General features: G+C 61.4%; 18 protein-coding genes. 2 read left to right on the top strand and 16 right to left on the bottom strand.

Translation table 11 applies throughout. The annotated features are described in order from the left end of the window. Positions 1 to 247: 247 nt before the first annotated feature. Complete coding sequence (locus ACPJXG_RS08535) at positions 248 to 586, top strand: MmcQ/YjbR family DNA-binding protein (RefSeq protein WP_034779482.1); 339 nt, start codon at positions 248 to 250, stop codon at positions 584 to 586. Here ACPJXG_RS08535 and ACPJXG_RS08530 read toward each other — a convergent pair whose 3' ends face one another. After that, positions 587 to 1,207, bottom strand: a complete 621-nt coding sequence (locus ACPJXG_RS08530; RefSeq protein ID WP_035820491.1) for a TetR/AcrR family transcriptional regulator — start codon at positions 1,205 to 1,207, stop codon at positions 587 to 589. 92 nt (positions 1,208 to 1,299) lie between these two features. On the opposite strand from ACPJXG_RS08530, the gene ACPJXG_RS08525 reads away from it, so the two are divergent. Continuing rightward, positions 1,300 to 2,514: an MFS transporter gene (locus ACPJXG_RS08525; RefSeq protein ID WP_425253943.1), complete on the top strand. Its 1,215-nt coding sequence runs from the start codon at positions 1,300 to 1,302 to the stop codon at positions 2,512 to 2,514. 3 nt (positions 2,515 to 2,517) lie between these two features. Here ACPJXG_RS08525 and ACPJXG_RS08520 read toward each other — a convergent pair whose 3' ends face one another. From ACPJXG_RS08520 to nuoG, 15 genes are all read right to left on the bottom strand, one after another. Beyond that, entirely contained in the window at positions 2,518 to 2,820 is a 303-nt protein-coding gene (locus tag ACPJXG_RS08520) for a hypothetical protein (RefSeq protein ID WP_425253942.1), read from the bottom strand. Positions 2,821 to 2,877: 57 nt separating this feature from the next. Continuing rightward, positions 2,878 to 4,014: a PQQ-dependent sugar dehydrogenase gene (locus ACPJXG_RS08515; RefSeq protein WP_425253941.1), complete on the bottom strand. Its 1,137-nt coding sequence runs from the start codon at positions 4,012 to 4,014 to the stop codon at positions 2,878 to 2,880. Between the two features lie 63 nt (positions 4,015 to 4,077). Beyond that, positions 4,078 to 4,581, bottom strand: coding sequence for a 2-C-methyl-D-erythritol 2,4-cyclodiphosphate synthase (ispF, locus tag ACPJXG_RS08510; RefSeq protein ID WP_099378302.1), 504 nt, complete (start codon positions 4,579 to 4,581; stop codon positions 4,078 to 4,080). A gap of 20 nt (positions 4,582 to 4,601) precedes the next feature. Continuing rightward, on the bottom strand, positions 4,602 to 5,303 hold the full coding sequence (ispD, locus tag ACPJXG_RS08505) for a 2-C-methyl-D-erythritol 4-phosphate cytidylyltransferase (protein ID WP_425253940.1): 702 nt from the start codon (positions 5,301 to 5,303) through the stop codon (positions 4,602 to 4,604). Between the two features lie 12 nt (positions 5,304 to 5,315). Continuing rightward, complete coding sequence (locus ACPJXG_RS08500; RefSeq protein ID WP_425253939.1) at positions 5,316 to 6,011, bottom strand: hypothetical protein; 696 nt, start codon at positions 6,009 to 6,011, stop codon at positions 5,316 to 5,318. 8 nt (positions 6,012 to 6,019) lie between these two features. Further along, the gene (locus ACPJXG_RS08495) at positions 6,020 to 6,577 is read right to left on the bottom strand and encodes an NUDIX domain-containing protein (protein WP_425253938.1); all 558 of its coding nucleotides are present in this window, start codon (positions 6,575 to 6,577) and stop codon (positions 6,020 to 6,022) included. A 57-nt stretch (positions 6,578 to 6,634) separates the two neighbouring features. Beyond that, on the bottom strand, positions 6,635 to 6,958 hold the full coding sequence (locus ACPJXG_RS08490; protein ID WP_035820507.1) for a DUF2818 family protein: 324 nt from the start codon (positions 6,956 to 6,958) through the stop codon (positions 6,635 to 6,637). Between the two features lie 3 nt (positions 6,959 to 6,961). Next, complete coding sequence (gene nuoN / locus ACPJXG_RS08485) at positions 6,962 to 8,464, bottom strand: NADH-quinone oxidoreductase subunit NuoN (RefSeq protein WP_425253937.1); 1,503 nt, start codon at positions 8,462 to 8,464, stop codon at positions 6,962 to 6,964. A gap of 16 nt (positions 8,465 to 8,480) precedes the next feature. Continuing rightward, positions 8,481 to 9,980, bottom strand: a complete 1,500-nt coding sequence (locus ACPJXG_RS08480) for an NADH-quinone oxidoreductase subunit M (protein ID WP_035820511.1) — start codon at positions 9,978 to 9,980, stop codon at positions 8,481 to 8,483. Between the two features lie 29 nt (positions 9,981 to 10,009). Beyond that, entirely contained in the window at positions 10,010 to 12,103 is a 2,094-nt protein-coding gene (gene nuoL, locus ACPJXG_RS08475; protein ID WP_425253936.1) for an NADH-quinone oxidoreductase subunit L, read from the bottom strand. Between the two features lie 46 nt (positions 12,104 to 12,149). Next, entirely contained in the window at positions 12,150 to 12,458 is a 309-nt protein-coding gene (nuoK, locus tag ACPJXG_RS08470; RefSeq protein WP_010399724.1) for an NADH-quinone oxidoreductase subunit NuoK, read from the bottom strand. Continuing rightward, a complete protein-coding gene (locus tag ACPJXG_RS08465; protein WP_034749981.1) occupies positions 12,455 to 13,087 on the bottom strand; it encodes an NADH-quinone oxidoreductase subunit J in 633 nt (210 codons plus the stop codon). The genes nuoK and ACPJXG_RS08465 overlap by 4 nt, the downstream gene beginning before the upstream one ends. Before the next feature lie 65 nt (positions 13,088 to 13,152). Beyond that, on the bottom strand, positions 13,153 to 13,641 hold the full coding sequence (gene nuoI / locus ACPJXG_RS08460; protein ID WP_010399726.1) for an NADH-quinone oxidoreductase subunit NuoI: 489 nt from the start codon (positions 13,639 to 13,641) through the stop codon (positions 13,153 to 13,155). 14 nt (positions 13,642 to 13,655) lie between these two features. Beyond that, positions 13,656 to 14,738, bottom strand: coding sequence for an NADH-quinone oxidoreductase subunit NuoH (gene nuoH / locus ACPJXG_RS08455; RefSeq protein WP_035820515.1), 1,083 nt, complete (start codon positions 14,736 to 14,738; stop codon positions 13,656 to 13,658). After that, positions 14,738 to 17,071, bottom strand: coding sequence for an NADH-quinone oxidoreductase subunit NuoG (nuoG, locus tag ACPJXG_RS08450; protein WP_425253935.1), 2,334 nt, complete (start codon positions 17,069 to 17,071; stop codon positions 14,738 to 14,740). The genes nuoH and nuoG overlap by 1 nt, the downstream gene beginning before the upstream one ends. Between the last annotated feature and the right edge of the window lie 7 nt (positions 17,072 to 17,078).

The raw sequence follows: 17,078 nt of genomic DNA, 5'->3' as shown, positions 1-17,078 counted from the left end.
AAAAGTATTTTTCTTTTAGTCATGTAAGATATTTTTATGATAATCACACGCCAACAGGCTGAACAAGACTGTGTGCAAGGGCAATTTGCCTCTGGCGCAGTCGCCGGACCTGTCGCGCAAGCACCACAAACGCGCGCACCCGTGTCGCATCTTGCGCATTTCTTTTCGCATGCCGCTGCACCACGGGGCGAAACAGCATGGCAAAATGTAGTCACGCTGCTATCTATCCGAACAGGGGGAAAGAGGAATGGTCGACCTGGAAGAACTACGCTATCTGGCACTGTCGTTTCCCGACACCACCGAGGAAGAACACCACGACCGTCCGGCCTTCCGCGTGGGCGGGAAGATCTTCGCCACCCTGCCCGATGACGAGCACATCAATGTACTGCTCGATGCGGAAGCGGCGCATATCGCCACCGTCATCACGCCATCGGGTTGCGAAAAGCTTTGGTGGGGCGAACGCCTGGCCGGCATCACGGTGCGCTTGGCGGACGCCGAGCTGGACATGCTGGCCGCCGCCCTGACGGCCGCCTGGCGGCGCAAGGCGCCCAGCGACCTGGCCAAGACCATCGCCCCGACAGGGTAGTTACAAGGGCCAATTGCGCAGAAGCAAACCCACCATCTGCTGCAACTGTTCGCGCGAGACGCCGGCCGCCGCCTGGATGGCCATCCCCTGCGACAGGGTCACGACAAAGCGCGCCTGCTGCTCGGGGCAGGAATCGGGCGGCAAATCCCCCTCTTCCCTGGCGCGACGCAAGCGGTCGCGCAGTTTGATTTCACCGCGCAGCCGGCGCGCGAACAATTCATCGCGGATCGGCAATGCATCGTCGCTGCACGCCAGCGCCGCATTCACGCCCATGCAGCCGTGCGGCCCGTCGGGCATGGTTTGCGCGTCGACATATTGCGTCAGCAAGGCTTCCACCACCTGGCGCGCCGTCGGCTGTTCCAGCGCCGCATCGAAAAACCGCATGCGCGTGTCGCTGTAGCGCTCGAGCGCCTTGTGGAACAATTGCTCCTTGTTGCCAAAGACGGCATACAGGCTGGGCCGGTTCATACCCATGGCTTTCGTCAATTCCGGCAAGGAACTGCCTTCATAGCTCTTTTCCCAGAATACTTTCATGGCGCAATCGAGCGCCGCGTCCTCGTCGAAGGTGCGTGGCCGCCCCGTTTTTGCCTTGCCTACCGCCTCTTTTTTATCTTGTTTCATACCGTTCGGTAAAAAATTATTGACAACGATGTCTGCCTGCCCTGATTATATACCGACCGGTTAAAAACCTTCCGGCTTTTCAGGAACCTCACATGCAAACACCTTCCCACGCTACTGGCGACGATACCACCGTGGCGCCATGGCTGGCCGTCCTGTCGGTCGGCATCGGCGCCTTCGCCCTCGTTACCTCCGAATTCCTGCCCGTCGGCCTGTTGCCGGCCATGGCCGCCGAACTGTCCATCAGCAAGGGCCAGGCGGGCTTGATGATCACCACGCCCGGCATCGTTGCCGCGTTTGCCGCCATCTTCGTCACCGTCGGCTCGGGCCGCCTGGACCGCCGCATCGTGCTGCTGGCCCTGACTGCCCTGCTGGTCGCCTCGAACCTGCTGGTGGCGCTGGCCCCCTCGTATACGTGGATACTGCTGGGCCGCGCCATGCTGGGCGTCGGTGTCGGCGGCTTCTGGGCCATCGGCAGCGCCATCGGCCCGCGCCTGGTGGCGCCGCAACATGCATCGCGCGCCATGTCCATCATCTTCGCTGGCGTCTCGCTGGGCACGGTGGCGGGCGTGCCGGCCGGTGCACTGGTGGGCGAGCTGGTGGGATGGAGAGTGGCTTTCGGCGCGGCCAGCGCCATCGCCGTGCTGGTCTTCCTCGGCCAGTTGCTCCTCTTGCCCAAGCTGCCGCCGACACAGGCCATCCGCTTGCGCCAGTTGCCGATGATTTTCGGCATCCGCAAGGCACGCCTGGGTCTGATCGCCACGGCCATGCTTTTCACGGGCCAGTTCGCCGCCTACACGTATATCGCACCCTTCCTCACGCAAATCTCGCACCTGGCGGCCGGCACGGTCAGCGCCATGCTGCTCGTCTACGGCGCTTCCGGCTTCATCGGCAACCTCGCGGGCGGCTGGGCCGCCGGCCGCTACGAACGGGCCGCGCTGATGGTGACGGGCGCCGTGCTGGGCTTGTCCACCCTGGCCCTGGCCACGTTCGGCAGCCACTCGCTCACCGCCATGCTGCTGGTGGCCGTGTGGGGTTTCGGTTTCGGCGCCATGCCGATCGCCGTGCAGACGTGGATGTTCAAGGCCGCGCCGGAACTGATGGAAGGCAGCAGCGCGCTGTTTGTCGCCATCGTGCAAGTGTCGCTGGCGTCGGGCGCCTTGCTGGGAGGCATGGCCGTCGACCGGCTCGGCGTGTCCAGCGCAATGGTCATCGGTGGCCTGTTCGCCCTCGGCTGCGCGCTGACGATCGCCATTTTCGGCAAGCCGCACGCCAGCGTCAAGACCGGCGCGGCCTGCATGGCCTCGTAGATGTCAAATGCGGCCGCGACGGAATTCGCCAAGGAATTTCGTCACTTCGGCTGGCGTCATGACCACGTCCGCATCGCCGTGATACGCATACAGGAAAGGCGTGCCGCCCAGGCGGTCCGTCAGCTTGGCAAAGAGCAGAAAGCGGCTGCCCAGCGGGTACTGTTGCAGGTCGATCAGGCGGCGCGAGCACTGCACGGCCAGTTCGGGAGAGAAGGCCTGGCCCGGCACGGGGCGGATTTCCACCTTGCCATGAATCGCGCGCGATTCGACGGCGACGTGCCGGTATGCATAAGTATCACGGGCCATGCCGCCACCTTGAAGGAAGTAAAGGCGCCATCTTAAGCGAAGATGGCGCCTGCCGTGTTACTGGGGCACGATGCGCAACAGGCGACCGTTGTCTTCATCCGTCAGCGCATACAGGTAGCCATCCGGCCCCTGGCGCACGTCGCGCACGCGCGCGCCGATGGCCAGACGGTCCTGTCCCGTCACCTTGCCGCTGGCATCGACGGCGATGCGGCGGATATCCTTGGCCGCCAGGCCGCCGCTGAAGATGCTGCCGCGCCAGGCGGCAATCTTGTCGCCCGTGTAGACGGCCAGGCCCGACGGCGCCGGCGATGGCACCCAGGCCACGCTCGGATTGAGCATGCCCGCCACTTCATGCTTGCCGATAGGCTCGTGCGTCGTGTAGTCGGCGCCATAGCTTTGCAGGGGCCAGCCGTAGTTGCCGCCCGCGGCCACCAGGTTCAGCTCATCGCCGCCGTACGGACCGTGTTCCGTGGCCCACACGCGGCCGGAAACGGGATCGAGCGCCATGCCCTGCACGTTGCGGTGGCCGTACGACCAGATCTCCGGCAAGGCGCCCTTGGCCGCCAGCGGATTGCCGGGCGCCGGTTTGCCGTCTTCCGTCAGGCGCAGGATGGAACCCTGGTGCGTGGCCAGGTTTTGCGCCTGTTCGCGCGCCAGGCGGTCGCCAATGCGCAGCGGCGGATTACCGCCATCGGCCACGCTCATCAGCAAAGTGCCGTCCGGCAGCCACAGCAGGCGCGAACCGAAGTGCTGGCCGCCGCTCTTGTCCGTGGCGACCTTGAACAGGGTCTGGATGCCCGTCACCTTCTTGCCGTCGAACACGCCGCGCACGAGGGTCGTGCGGTTGGCGTCATTCGTGCCCGTCGACACCGTCATGTAGACACGTGGATTCGGCTTGCTGGCATCTTGCGGGTGCATCACGATATCGAGCAAGCCGCCCTGCCCGCCCGTAAATATCTTGGGCATGCCTTCCAGCGCCACGTCCTCGAATTTCTTGCCGTTCAGCAGATGCAAAGTGCCCTGCTTGCTGGTGACGAGCGCGCGGCCCTCGCCCAGCCAGGCGATACCCCACGGCTGGCGCACGCCCTGCGCGACGGTCTCGGCCTTCCAGCCCTGTTTCGTGGCGGGCGGCTCGCCCGTGGCTTGCAGTTCGGCCCAGGCCGATGGCGCGGCGGTCAGTGCGAATGCAAGCACAATGCTGATACGGCGTCGCCGGAACATGCTCTCTCCTGTCAGTGGTCGATGGTCGGTGGCGTATCAGGCCCGCAGCAGCAAGGCCACGGCTTCTGCCGCGATGCCTTCTTCCCGGCCCAGGTAGCCCAGTTTTTCATTCGTCTTGGCCTTGATGTTGACCTGCCCAACACTCACGCCCAAGTCTTCCGCCACGTTGGCGCACATGGCGGCGATGTGCGGCGCCATTTTCGGACGCTGGGCGATGATGGTGGCGTCGATATTACCGATGATATAACCGGTGGCCTGCACGCGGCGCACGGCTTCGCGCAGCAGGGTGCGCGAATCGGCGCCCTTGAATTGCGCGTCCGTGTCGGGGAAATGACGGCCGATGTCGCCCAGGGCGGCGGCGCCGAAGATGGCGTCCGTAATCGCGTGCAGCAGCACGTCGGCGTCGGAGTGGCCGAGCAAGCCCAGGTGATGGGGGATTTTCACGCCGCCGATGATCAGGTCGCGGTTTTCCACCAGCGCGTGGCAGTCATAGCCTTGGCCGATGCGAAATGGCAATACGGGAGTGGTGATGGTCGTCATGCGGTCTTTCGATTCAGGATTCAAGGATGGGCCAAATACAGCTCGGCCGTGTGTATGTCGCGCGGCAAGGTCACCTTCAGGTTGCGCGGATGACCCTCGACGAGTCTGGGCGCCAGGCCCAGCGCTTCGACGGCGCTGGCGTCATCGGTAATCGCTTGCGGATCGGGCGCTTCGGACAAGGCTTGGTGCAGCAGCGCATAGCTGAACATTTGCGGCGTCTGCGCCAGCCACAGGCCGTCGCGCGGCACCGTCTGCGCCGACAGACTGGCAGGGCCGGCCCGCTTGACGGTATCGACCACGGGCAAGGCCAGCAAGCCGCCGGCCGGGTGGTCGCCCACCTCCGTGATGAGTTTTGCGATCAGCGCCGGCGTCAGGCCGGGACGCGCCGCGTCGTGCACCAGCACCTGGTCGTGGGCAGCGATGCTGCCGTGCATGGCGTGCAAGCCATTCAGGATGCTGTCCATGCGCGTGGCGCCGCCGCAGCGCAGTACAGTCACGCCGTGCGCCGGCACGACCGTGTCGATCACGCCATCGTCGGCGCTGACGACGACATACGTGTGCGCGATCAGGGGACTGGCAAGAAAAGCGTCGAGCGCGTGGCGCAGCATGGGTTTGCCGGCGATGGCTAAATATTGCTTGGGACTGCCCGCTTCCATGCGCGCGCCCACGCCGGCGGCGGGGATCAGCGCAAAGTAGCGGACGGTGTTCGGTGCTGCTGTCATGCCATTCCTTGTCTAGTTGGCGGACGCTGTCTTGCCCGTCAGGATGTTCTGGATCTCGCCCTTGCAGGCCTTGCCCAGGCGCGCATATTCTTGCGGAGAATCGATGGCCGCCTGCAAGGCTTCCACCTTGCGCATTTCAGCCTTGACGTATGGCAACCAGCCCGTGTCGATCTCGCGCGCCAGCGCCGCCTTGGCCGTGCCGCTGGGCGCATACAGGGGCCGCGCCTCGAAGCGCTTGGCCAGCGCCGCGCGCACGGTCTTTTCCACGCGCGGCAAGTGTTCCATATAGGTTTTCATGTGCCGCAACTCGTGCGCGAGTATCTCATCATACGCGCAAGTGCCGGGCGCAAACTCGCGGCCGATATAGATCACCACGGGTGCATACGTCAGGGACACGGTGATCTGCGGCGCCACGCATTCATAGCCGCTGCCCGGGTCTTGCAGCATGGGGCCAGCCAGGGCGATGGCCACGCGCGAATCCGTCTTCGTCAATCCCAGCACCCAGGTATTGGCGCGCGCCGTGCCCTTCATCACCGTTAGCGCCTTGTACGGCAGATGCGTGTCGATGGAATAGCCATTCTGCTGCGCCGTCAGCACGGACACCGTCTTGCTGATCGTGTCTTCGCAGCGCACCTGGAACGGCGTGCGCGCAGCCCCGTGCGCGCCCAGGCTGGCCGACGCCAGCAGCAGAAAAATCACCGTGCGCATGCGCCGTATCAAGCCGCTTGCCAGGCGCCGCTGGTGATCTTGTCGAGCCAGAAGATGCCGATGACGGTTTTCACGTCCGTGATCGTGCCATCCTTGACCCAGTCCAGCAGCTGCGGCACGGTGGCCGTGAATGTCTCCAGGAATTCGCCCTCGTCGAGCTGGCGTTCGCCGGCGACCAGGCCGCGCGCCAGGAACAATTCCAGGTGTTCGTCGGAATACGCGATGGCGTTGTGGATGGTGGAGACGAATTGCCAGTCGCTGGCCGTGTAGCCCGTCTCTTCCAGCAACTCGCGCTGGGCGCACGCCAGGTGCGATTCGCCCGCGTCGATCTTGCCGGCCGGGAATTCAATGAAGACCCGGTCCAGCGGATAGCGGTACTGGCGTTCCATCAGCACCGTGCCATCGTCGAGCAGCGGCAGGATGACGACGGCGCCCGGATGCAGGACGAATTCGCGTGCCGTGATCTTGCCGTCAGGCAGGGCGACACGGTCGCGCTGCACGCGCAGGAAGCCGCCTTGGTAGACGAGCTCGCCGTCCACCTTGGTTTCAGTCAGATTCGTATCCATGGGATTCCTTTATTCAATAAAAAACGGCGCCAGAGGCGCCGCTTTCGGAGATGTTGCCTAGCGGCGTTTGCGCAGGTAACGTGTTACGAAACCAGGGAAAGCCAGCACCAGGAACAGACAGCCGGTGATGGCATAGAACTCCCACGTCTGCGGGAAACCGTTGCCGATGCGCGCTTCGAGCGCGAAGGCCACGGCGCCGACGATGAAGTACAGAATCACCATCTCCAGCAGGCGCAGCGCCAGCGGCTTGCGCCAGCCCTGCTCCGCCTGCGCCGCCTTTTTCAGCGGCACGGCGGCAAACAGCTTCTCGTTCAAGAAAGGCAGGTTGGCGCCCAGGATGCCCAGGGCGATCACCAGCCAGCTCGAGACGGTGACATCCATCGGTCAGGACGCCAGGGTCTTGGTGATGGCGGTCGCGCAGGCAGCCAGGATGCCTTCAGGCATCGCACCGAGGGCCAGAACCAACACGCCGTTCAGGGCCAGCACGACGCGCATGTCGCCATGCACGACCAGTGCATTGGTATCCGTCGGCTCATCGAACCACATCATTTTCACGACGCGCAGGTAGTAGAAGGCACCGATCAGCGAGAACAGCACGGCGGCGATGGTCAGCCACAGCTGGCCCGTGGCCAGCACGGAGGCCAGCACCGAGTACTTGGCCATGAAGCCCATCAGCGGCGGCACGCCGGCCAGCGAAAACATGAACAGGGTCATCACCAGGGCGAAGATCGGGCTGCGTTTGCCCAGGCCCTTGAAGTCGGCCAGTTCTTCTGCTTCGAAACCACTGCGTGCCAGCAACATGATCACGCCAAAGGTACCCAGCGTGGTGAACACGTAGGTGATGACGTAGTACATCGACGCGCCGTAGGCGGTGGCTGCGCCAGCCGCGTTCAGGGTGTTGTTCGGTGCGTCAACGGTACCGGACAGCAGACCCAGCAGAACGAAGCCCATTTGCGCGATGGTCGAGTACGCCAACATGCGCTTCAAGTTGGTCTGCGCGATGGCGGTGAAGTTACCGATGGCCAGCGACATCACGGCCAGCACCAGCAGCATTTGCTGCCAGTCATGCGCCATTGGCAGCAAGCCCTCGCCCAGCAAACGCAGGGTGATGGCAAACGCGGCCAGTTTCGGCGCGCCGCCCAGCAGCAGGGTCACGGCCGTTGGCGAACCTTGATACACGTCAGGCACCCACATGTGGAATGGCACGACGCCCAGTTTGAAGGCCAGGCCGGCAACCAGGAACACCAGGCCGAAGACCATGATGGTGCCGTTGGTCTTGCCGTTTTCCAGCGCCACGCGCAGTTCGCCCAGGTCCAGGGTGCCGGACGCGCCGTACAGCATCGAGATACCGTACAACATGAAACCGGAAGCCAGTGCGCCCAGGATGAAGTATTTCATGGCCGCTTCCGTGGCCTTGGCATTGTCACGGCGCAAAGCGATCAGTGCGTACAGCGACAGCGACATCAGTTCCAGACCCAGGTAGATGATCAGGAAGTTGTTGGCCGAGATCATGATCATCTGGCCCAGCAGTGCAAACAGGGCCAGCACGTAGAACTCGCCGCCCAGGTTGCCCGACAGCATGTTGCGGTCGGTGGCATAGGCACGCGAGTAGATCAGGGTCAGCGCCACGGCGGCGTACGAGAACAGTTTCAGCAGCTGCGACATCGGGTCCGACACGAACATGTTGTGGAACGTGTAGACGGTGGTGCCCGCGTTGAAGTCGCCCACGGTCAGCAAGGCGCAGCCGGCCAAGGTCAGCAAGGACAGCGCATAGGTGATCGAACGCTTCGCCGCAGGCAAGAACATATCGATCAGCAAGAGCGCCGACGTGGCGATCAGCAGAAAGATTTCCGCGTACAGCGGTACCAGATTAGGTGCATTAGTCATGTTATCGGTCTTCTATTTAAGGCAACTTGCTGGTGGCGACATGCTGCAGCAGGTCAGCAACCGAAGTTTGCATCGTGTCGGTGAACGGGGCTGGGTACAGACCCATCACGAGCACGGCGATGGCCAGCACGGCAAGCATGAAGAATTCACGTTTGTTGATGTCGGTCAGTTCGGCCACATGCTTGTTCTTGATCTTGCCGAACACCACGCGCTTGGCCATCCACAGCGAGTACGCCGCACCCCAGATCAGTGCCGTTGCAGCCAGCAGACCGATCCAGAAGTTGTATTTCACCGCGCCCAGGATCACCATGAATTCGCCGACGAAGCCGGACGTGGCTGGCAAGCCGCAGTTGGCCATCGAGAACAGCACGAAGAAGGCGGCAAATTTCGGCATGCGGTTCACCACGCCGCCGTAGTCGGCGATGTTGCGGGTATGCATGCGGTCATACAGCACGCCGATGCACAGGAACATCGCGCCGGAGATGAAGCCGTGCGAGACCATCTGCACGATACCGCCCTGCACCGAGATGTCGTTGAACATGAAGAAGCCCAGGGTCACAAAGCCCATGTGCGCGATCGACGAATAGGCGACCAGTTTTTTCATGTCGGTTTGCACCAGGGCAACCAGGCCGATGTAGATCACGGCGATCAGCGACAGGGTGATCATGAAGCCCGACAGGTAGTGGCTGGCGTCCGGCGTGATCGGCAGCGAAAAACGCAGGAAGCCGTAGGCGCCCAGTTTCAGCATGATGGCGGCCAGCACGGCGGAACCGCCAGTAGGCGCTTCCACGTGGACGTCGGGCAACCACGTGTGGACCGGGAACATCGGCACCTTGACGGCAAACGCCATCAGGAAGGCCAGGAAGATGAAGATCTGCTCGTTCATCGTCAGCTTGAACGCATGCCAGGCCAGGATGTCGAAGGTGCCCGACACATTGCGCAGGTAGATGATGGCAACCAGGGTCAGCAGCGAACCGAAGAAGGTGTACAGGAAGAACTTGAACGACGCGTACACGCGGTTCGAGCCGCCCCAGATACCGATGATGATGAACATCGGGATCAGGGTTGCTTCAAAGAAGAAGTAGAACAGCAAGCCGTCCAGCGCGCAGAACACGCCGATCATCAGGCCCGACAGGATCAAAAACGATCCCATGTATTGGGCGATGCGCTTCTCGATCACTTGCCACGCCGAAATGACGACGATGACGGTGATGAAGGCCGTCAGTGGCACGAACCACAGGGACAGGCCGTCGATACCCAGCGAGTACCAGATATTGAAGGTTGCTATCCACGGTGCTTTTTCGACGAATTGCATGCCGTGTGCGGCGTTGTCGAAATGCTGGATCAGCGGCAAGGTGCACAGCATGCTGAGCACGGCGCCAGCCAGCGACAGCCAGCGGGTAAAGCCCGCTTTGCTGTCACGGCCGAGAGCCAGGATCAGGACGCCGCAAATGATCGGCACCCAGATCGACAGACTCAGGTAAGGAGGTAGTGTAGAAATCGTAGACTGCATCATGGTTCTCAGTATTCTTTTATCAGGTCAGCTTACTTAGCGGGCCAGAATGGCAGGAAATAGATCAGGAAGCCCAGCACGCCCAGGATCATCACGAATGCATAGTGATAGATGTAGCCGGTCTGCAGCACTCGCGACAGCGAGGACAGCCAGGCGACGACCTTGGCGCTACCGTTGACCAGCAGGCCATCGATCAGCTTCTTGTCACCGAAGTTCCACAGGCCATTACCCAGCAAGCGGGCACCGCCGGCGAACACGACTTCATTGAACTTGTCCATGTAGTACTTGTTGTCCAGCAGGGTGTGGATCGCGTGGAACTTGGCAAAGAACCAGGCCGGTACACGCGGGTTGACCATGTAGCAGTAGTAGGCTGCCACCACGCCGGACAATGCCAGCCAGAACGGTGCCGTCGACAGGCCGTGGATCGCCATCGCCATTGCGCCGTGGAATTCATGCGACAACTCTTCCATTGCTGGATGGTTTTCGCCGACGAAGATCACGCCCTTGAAGAAATCGCCATGCAGCATCGGGCCGATCGTCAGGTAACCGATGATCAGCGAAGGAATCGCCAGCATCACCAGCGGGAACCAGACGACGAATGGGGACTCGTGCGGCTTCTGGCCAGGTTCCAGACCGTGGTGCGCGTGATCGTCCTCTTCCTCTTCGTGATGGTCGTCATGCGCGTGGGCATCATGCTTGGCCGCAGGCGCGTGATGGTCGTCGTGGCCGTGCGCGTGTGGCTGGCCGAAACGTTCCTTGCCGTGGAAGACGAGGAAGTACATGCGGAACGAGTAGAAGGCGGTGACGAACACGCCAGCCAGCACGGCGAACTGGGCAAAGCCAGCGCCCCAGATGTGCGTTGCTTCGACGGCTTCGATGATGCTGTCTTTCGAGTAGAAACCGGAGAACAGCGGCGTGCCGATCAGGGCCAGCGAACCGATCAGGGAAGTGATCCAGGTGATAGGCATGTACTTGCGCAGGCCACCCATGTTGCGGATGTCCTGGTCGTGGTGCATGCCGATGATGACGGAACCGGCGCCCAGGAACAGCAGTGCCTTGAAGAATGCGTGCGTCATCAGGTGGAACACGGCCACGGAGTAGGCGGACGAGCCCAGCGCGACGGTCATGTAGCCCAGCTGCGACAGGGTCGAGTAAGCGACGACGCGCTTGATGTCGTTCTGGATGATGCCCAGGAAACCCATGAACAGCGCCGTGATGGAGCCGATCACCAGGATGAAGGACAGTGCCGTGTCGGACAGTTCGAACAGCGGCGACATGCGCGAGACCATGAAGATACCGGCCGTCACCATCGTCGCGGCGTGAATCAGTGCCGAGATCGGGGTAGGACCTTCCATCGAGTCAGGCAGCCACACGTGCAACGGGAACTGCGCCGATTTGCCCATCGCGCCGATGAACAGGCAGATGCAGGCCACGGTCAGCAGGGCCCAGTCGGTACCCGGCATCGTCAACAGCGCCAGTTCGTCTTTCTTGGCGAACACTTCCTGGTAGTTCATGGTGCCGGCGTAGGCCAGCAGCAGGCCGATGCCCAGGATGAAGCCGAAGTCGCCCACGCGGTTGACCAGGAACGCCTTCATGTTGGCCACGATGGCCGTCGGACGCTGGTACCAGAAACCGATCAAGAGGTAAGAGACCAGGCCCACTGCTTCCCAACCGAAGAACAGTTGCAGGAAGTTGTTGGCCATGACCAGCATCAGCATCGAGAACGTGAACAGCGAGATGTAGGCGAAGAAGCGGTTGTAGCCTTCGTCGTCCTTCATGTAGCCGATCGTGTAGATGTGCACCATCAGGGAAACGAAGGTGACCACGCACATCATCATCGCCGACAGCGAATCGATCTGGAAGCCCACTTCCATCTTCAGGGTGCCGATCGTCATCCAGTTATAGATGGTGCCGTTGAACGTCGCGCCATCGAGTACGGCCAGCAGCGTGTGGACGGACAGGATGAGTGCAATCAGAACGCCCAGGATCGTCGCGGTATGCGACGTCTTGCGTCCGACCAAATTACCCAGGAACTGGGTGCCAAGCAAACCTGCAATCGCGGCACCGGCCAGCGGCGCCAGCGGTACGGCAAGAAGGAGGTTAGGGTTGAGGAGTTGCCCCGCCATGATGAACCTTAATCGTTATTATTCGAGAGATCGAGTCTGAAAAACATCAGCCTTTGAGGCTGTCCAGGTCTTCGACGTTGATGGTATCCAGATTACGGAACATCACCACCAGAATAGCCAGACCGATAGCCGACTCAGCGGCGGCAACCGTCAGGATGAAGAAAACGAAGATCTGACCGGCCGCGTCGCCCATGAAATGGGAGAACGCGATGAAATTCATATTCACCGCCAGCAGCATCAATTCGATTGCCATCAGCAATACGATGATGTTCTTGCGGTTCAGGAAAATACCGACGATCGAGATTGCGAACAGGATCGCGCCCAGGACCAAAAAATGTGTGAGCGATAATGTCATGGTGCCTCCTTAACTTCCGGCTCAGCCGCAGGACGCTCGACAACCGCGTCCATCTTGATGATCTTCAGGCGGTCGTTGCGCTTGACGCGCACGGCGTCGCCTGGAGCAAAGTGCTTGGTGTCCTTGCGTTTGCGCAGGGTCAGTGCGACCGCAGCAACGATGGCCACCAGCAGCACGACGGCGGCGATCTCGAAGGCGAACACATATTCCGTGTAAATCAGCAGACCCAGTTCCTTGGTGCCGCCCAGGTTGACGTTGACCGGAGCGATGCTAGGCGCAAAGTTGCGGAAACCGTGCCACAGGACAGCGGCCATTTCCAGCACGATGATCACGCCCACCGTCACCGACAAAGGCAGATAGCCCCAGAAGCCTTCGCGCATGCGGTCGATATTGATATCGAGCATCATGACCACGAAGAGGAACAGCACCATCACGGCGCCGACGTACACCAATACCAGCACGATGGCCAGGAATTCAGCTTGCAGCAGCATCCAGATGCCCGCTGCGGAGAAGAAGGACAGTACCAGGAACAGTACTGCGTGGACCGGATTACGGGCCGTGATGACGCGCGTCGCTGCCAGAATCAAGATCAGCGCGAAGGCGTAAAACAAAATTGTTTTAAAGTCCATAAAAAACCCAATAGACGTACAGATGAACGAGGGGCGCGCCGCAGCCAAGGGCTACGGCGCATCCATCAGCGATAAGGTGCGTCGGCGGCGCGCGCAGCGGCGATGTCATTTTCATAACGATCACCCACGGCCAGCAACATCTCTTTCGTGTAATACAAATCCCCGCGTTTCTCGCCGTGGTATTCCAGGATTTGCGTCTCGACGATCGAATCGACCGGGCAGGACTCTTCGCAGAAACCGCAGAAGATGCACTTGGTCAAATCAATATCGTAACGCGTGGTGCGGCGCGAGCCGTCGTCACGCTGTTCCGATTCGATCGTGATGGCCATCGCCGGGCAAACCGCTTCGCACAGTTTGCAGGCGATGCAACGTTCCTCGCCGTTCGGGTAGCGGCGCAGCGCGTGCAAGCCACGGAAACGCGGCGAGATCGGTGTCTTCTCTTCCGGGAATTGCACCGTGATCTTGCGCGAAAACATGTACTTGCCTGTCAGCGCCATGCCCTTGATCAGCTCGCCTAATAAGAGGCTGCTGAAGAAATCTTTTACCTTATCCATTCGTATGCACTCTCTTACTTCCAAATATTCCAGGATGTCTGCATCCAGGCAGCGACGAAGACCAGGTAGACCAGCGTCAACGGGATAAACACTTTCCAGCCGAGGCGCATGATCTGGTCATAACGGTAGCGTGGGAAAGTACCGCGCACCCAGATGAACACCGACACGATGAAGAAGGTTTTCGCGAACAGCCAGAAGAAGCCGCCGAAACCACCCCAGAACTCGAGGAAAGCAAATGGTGCGGACCAGCCACCGAGGAACATGAGCGAAGTCAGCGCGCCGATCAGGATCATGTTGGCGTATTCGGCCAGCATGAACATGGCGTAGGCCATGCCCGAGTACTCGACCATGTGGCCGGCCACGATTTCCGACTCGCCTTCGACGACGTCGAACGGGTGACGGTTGGCTTCAGCCAGGCCCGACACCATGTAGATGACGAACATCGGCAGCAGCGGCAGCCAGTTCCACGACAGGAAGTTCACGCCCTTGTCGGCGAAGTAGCCGATTTGCTGGCCGCCGACGATGTCGATGAAGTTCAGGCTGCCCGAAACCATCAGCACGATGACCATCACGAAGCCCATCGGGATTTCATACGAAATCATCTGTGCCGAAGCGCGCATGGCGCCCATGAACGAGTACTTCGAGTTCGAGGCCCAGCCGGCGATGATGATGCCGTAGACTTCCATCGAGGTAATCGCCAGCAGCATCAGCAAGCCCGCGTTGACGTTGGCCAGCACGGCTTCCGGACCGAACGGCACGACCGACCAGGCGGCCAGGGCCGGCATGATGGTCATGATCGGGCCGATGACGAACAGGCCTTTGGCGGCCTTGGACGGGATGATGATCTCTTTGAACAAGAGTTTCAGCGCATCGGCGATCGGCTGCAGCAAGCCCAATGGTCCCACGCGGTTCGGGCCGACGCGGATCTGGATCCAGCCGATCAGCTTGCGTTCCCACAAGGTCAGGTAGGCAACCAGGCCCATCAGCGGCAACAGCACGCAGAGGATCTTGATCAGGGTCCAGAAGAACGGCCACGAGCCGCCCAGCAAATCCTGGCCACTGCTGTTGATGACGTTTACAAATTCAGGCAGAGCCATCAGATTTTCCCCTCTGCTGTTTCAACTGTGATGTCACCGAACATGCCGCCCAGGCCAGCCGTCGAGGCATGCGCCGCCGACACTTTGACCACATTGGCTGGCAGGCCGGCGTGAATAGCCGCCACCAGGATGGCGCTGCCGGAGCCTTGCGCCACTTTGACCTTGTCGCCCGCCTTGATGCCCAGCTTTTCAGCCAGCGTCAGGGACAGGTGCGCTTGCGGCGCGGCGCCATCGACCGTGCGCAGCAGCGGTTCGGAGCGGCGTACCAGCGCGTCGGCGAAGTAGATCGGCACGTCGGCGATGCGTTGCAGCGCAGGCGATGCCGGTGCGTACGAAGCCGCTTCCGGCGCGTTCCTGGCGATGTTGTTCAGCTGTGCCGACAGATCGGTCACGCCGGCGCCAAACGCTTCGTCGCGGATCGCTTCGGAGGTGTCATAGTCGAAACCGGCCAGGCCCAGGATGTTGCCCAGGACGCGCAGCACTTTCCAGGCTGGACGGGTTTCCGCCAGCGGTTTCACGGTGCCGTTGAAGCTTTGCGCGCGGCCTTCGCAGTTCACGAAGGTGCCCGAGGTTTCAGCGAACGGGGCGATCGGCAGCAAGACATCGGCGTACTCCATGCCGTGCTTGAAGGCGGACATGGCCACGACCATGTCGGCGCCATCCAAGGCGGCGCGGGCCGCTTGTGGATTGGCGGCATCGAGTTCCGGCTCGGCGTGCAGCAGCACGTAGGCTTTTTTCGGCACGGCAAAAGCAGCTTGCACGTTGGTGCGCGGCTTGGCGACCAGGTGCGCGCCAACCGTGTTGGCCGCTTCCGTCAGGTAACCGAGCTTGGCGCCCGTCTGTTCGGCAATCCATTGCGCGGCAGCATGCAGTTGCGACGCTTGCGGGTGTTGCGTTGCCGCGTTACCCAGCAGCACGGCGCCGTTGTCGCCAGCCATCAGGCTGGCAGCGATGGCGACAGCCACGTCCGAAGCATTGACGGCTTCGAAGCCTGCAGGCGCTGTAATTTCTTTCGCTTTAGCAACAGCGACGACCACTTCCGACAAGGCCGCCAGCCAATCGCTAGGCGCCACGATCATCTTGTTGGCGATGGTGATCAGCTGATCATCGTCGGAGGCGTGCAGGATCGACAGCTTGGCGCCGCCCTTGACGGATGCGCGCAAACGCGTAGCCAGCAATGGGTGATCTTTGCGCAGGAACGAGCCGATGACGAAGGCGCGCTTGATCTGGCCAAATTCGCTGATCGGCATGCCCAGCCATGGCTTGACGCCAGCGTCCAGCGCGAAGTCGGTCTGGCGCAGGCGGAAGTCGACGTTCTCGGAACCGAGACCGTTGGCCACTTTTTGCAGCAGTACCAGCTCTTCGACGGTCGAATGCGGTGTTGCCAGCGCGGCGATGGCGTCAGCGCCATGCTCGTGCTTGATGTTTTTCAAACCGTGCGCCACGTATTCCAGCGCCGTTTGCCAATCGACTTCTTTCCACTCGTTGCCTTGTTTCAGCATCGGGGAAGTCAGGCGTTCAGCGCTGTCCAGCGCTTCGTACGAGAAACGGTCCTTGTCCGAGATCCAGCACTCGTTGACGGCTTCGTTTTCCAGCGGCAATACGCGCTTGACCTTGCCAGCTTTCACTTGCACGATCAGGTTCGTACCGAGGCCGTCATGCGGGCTGACCGATTTGCGGCGCGACAGTTCCCACGTACGGGCGCTGTAGCGGAACGGCTTCGAGGTCAGTGCGCCAACCGGGCACAGGTCGATCATGTTGCCCGACAGTTCCGAGTCGACGGACTGGCCGACGAAGGACACGATTTCCGAGTGTTCGCCGCGGCCGATCATGCCCAGCTCCATCACGCCGGCCACTTCCTGGCCAAAGCGTACGCAACGGGTGCACTGAATGCAACGCGACATCTCTTGCATGGAGACCAGCGGACCGGCTTCCTTCGGCGTGACGACGCGCTTGTCTTCCTTGTAGCGCGATTCGCTCTTGCCGTAACCCACTGCCAAGTCTTGCAACTGGCATTCGCCGCCCTGATCGCAGATAGGGCAATCGAGCGGGTGGTTAATCAGCAAGAATTCCATGACCGACTTTTGCGCCTGCACAGCTTTATCGCTGGCGGAGCGCACGATCATGCCGGCACTGACCGGGGTCGCACAAGCGGGCAAAGGCTTGGGCGCCTTTTCCACTTCGACCAGGCACATGCGGCAGTTCGCTGCGATCGACAATTTCTTGTGATAGCAGAAGTGCGGAATGTAGGTTCCCAATTTGTTGGCGGCGTCCATCACCATGCTACCAGCAGGGACTTCGACTTTTTTGCCGTCTATTTCGATTTCAACCATGGTGATC

This window comes from Janthinobacterium sp. NFX145 (genome assembly GCF_049810325.1).
Classification (GTDB): domain Bacteria; phylum Pseudomonadota; class Gammaproteobacteria; order Burkholderiales; family Burkholderiaceae_D; genus Janthinobacterium; species Janthinobacterium rivuli.
This window is presented reverse-complemented; position numbering and strand designations above follow the sequence as displayed.

Bases quoted from the DNA above. Each gene is read 5' to 3' on its own strand.
- ACPJXG_RS08535 (WP_034779482.1), top strand. From the start codon at position 248: ATGGTCGACCTGGAAGAACTACGCTATCTGGCACTGTCGTTTCCCGAC.
- ACPJXG_RS08530 (WP_035820491.1), bottom strand. From the start codon at position 1,207: ATGAAACAAGATAAAAAAGAGGCGGTAGGCAAGGCAAAAACGGGGCGG.
- ACPJXG_RS08525 (WP_425253943.1), top strand. From the start codon at position 1,300: ATGCAAACACCTTCCCACGCTACTGGCGACGATACCACCGTGGCGCCA.
- ACPJXG_RS08520 (WP_425253942.1), bottom strand. From the start codon at position 2,820: ATGGCCCGTGATACTTATGCATACCGGCACGTCGCCGTCGAATCGCGC.
- ispF (WP_099378302.1), bottom strand. From the start codon at position 4,581: ATGACGACCATCACCACTCCCGTATTGCCATTTCGCATCGGCCAAGGC.
- ispD (WP_425253940.1), bottom strand. From the start codon at position 5,303: ATGACAGCAGCACCGAACACCGTCCGCTACTTTGCGCTGATCCCCGCC.
- ACPJXG_RS08500 (WP_425253939.1), bottom strand. From the start codon at position 6,011: ATGCGCACGGTGATTTTTCTGCTGCTGGCGTCGGCCAGCCTGGGCGCG.
- ACPJXG_RS08495 (WP_425253938.1), bottom strand. From the start codon at position 6,577: ATGGATACGAATCTGACTGAAACCAAGGTGGACGGCGAGCTCGTCTAC.
- ACPJXG_RS08490 (WP_035820507.1), bottom strand. From the start codon at position 6,958: ATGGATGTCACCGTCTCGAGCTGGCTGGTGATCGCCCTGGGCATCCTG.
- nuoN (WP_425253937.1), bottom strand. From the start codon at position 8,464: ATGACTAATGCACCTAATCTGGTACCGCTGTACGCGGAAATCTTTCTG.
- ACPJXG_RS08480 (WP_035820511.1), bottom strand. From the start codon at position 9,980: ATGATGCAGTCTACGATTTCTACACTACCTCCTTACCTGAGTCTGTCG.
- nuoL (WP_425253936.1), bottom strand. From the start codon at position 12,103: ATGGCGGGGCAACTCCTCAACCCTAACCTCCTTCTTGCCGTACCGCTG.
- nuoK (WP_010399724.1), bottom strand. From the start codon at position 12,458: ATGACATTATCGCTCACACATTTTTTGGTCCTGGGCGCGATCCTGTTC.
- ACPJXG_RS08465 (WP_034749981.1), bottom strand. From the start codon at position 13,087: ATGGACTTTAAAACAATTTTGTTTTACGCCTTCGCGCTGATCTTGATT.
- nuoI (WP_010399726.1), bottom strand. From the start codon at position 13,641: ATGGATAAGGTAAAAGATTTCTTCAGCAGCCTCTTATTAGGCGAGCTG.
- nuoH (WP_035820515.1), bottom strand. From the start codon at position 14,738: ATGGCTCTGCCTGAATTTGTAAACGTCATCAACAGCAGTGGCCAGGAT.
- nuoG (WP_425253935.1), bottom strand. From the start codon at position 17,071: ATGGTTGAAATCGAAATAGACGGCAAAAAAGTCGAAGTCCCTGCTGGT.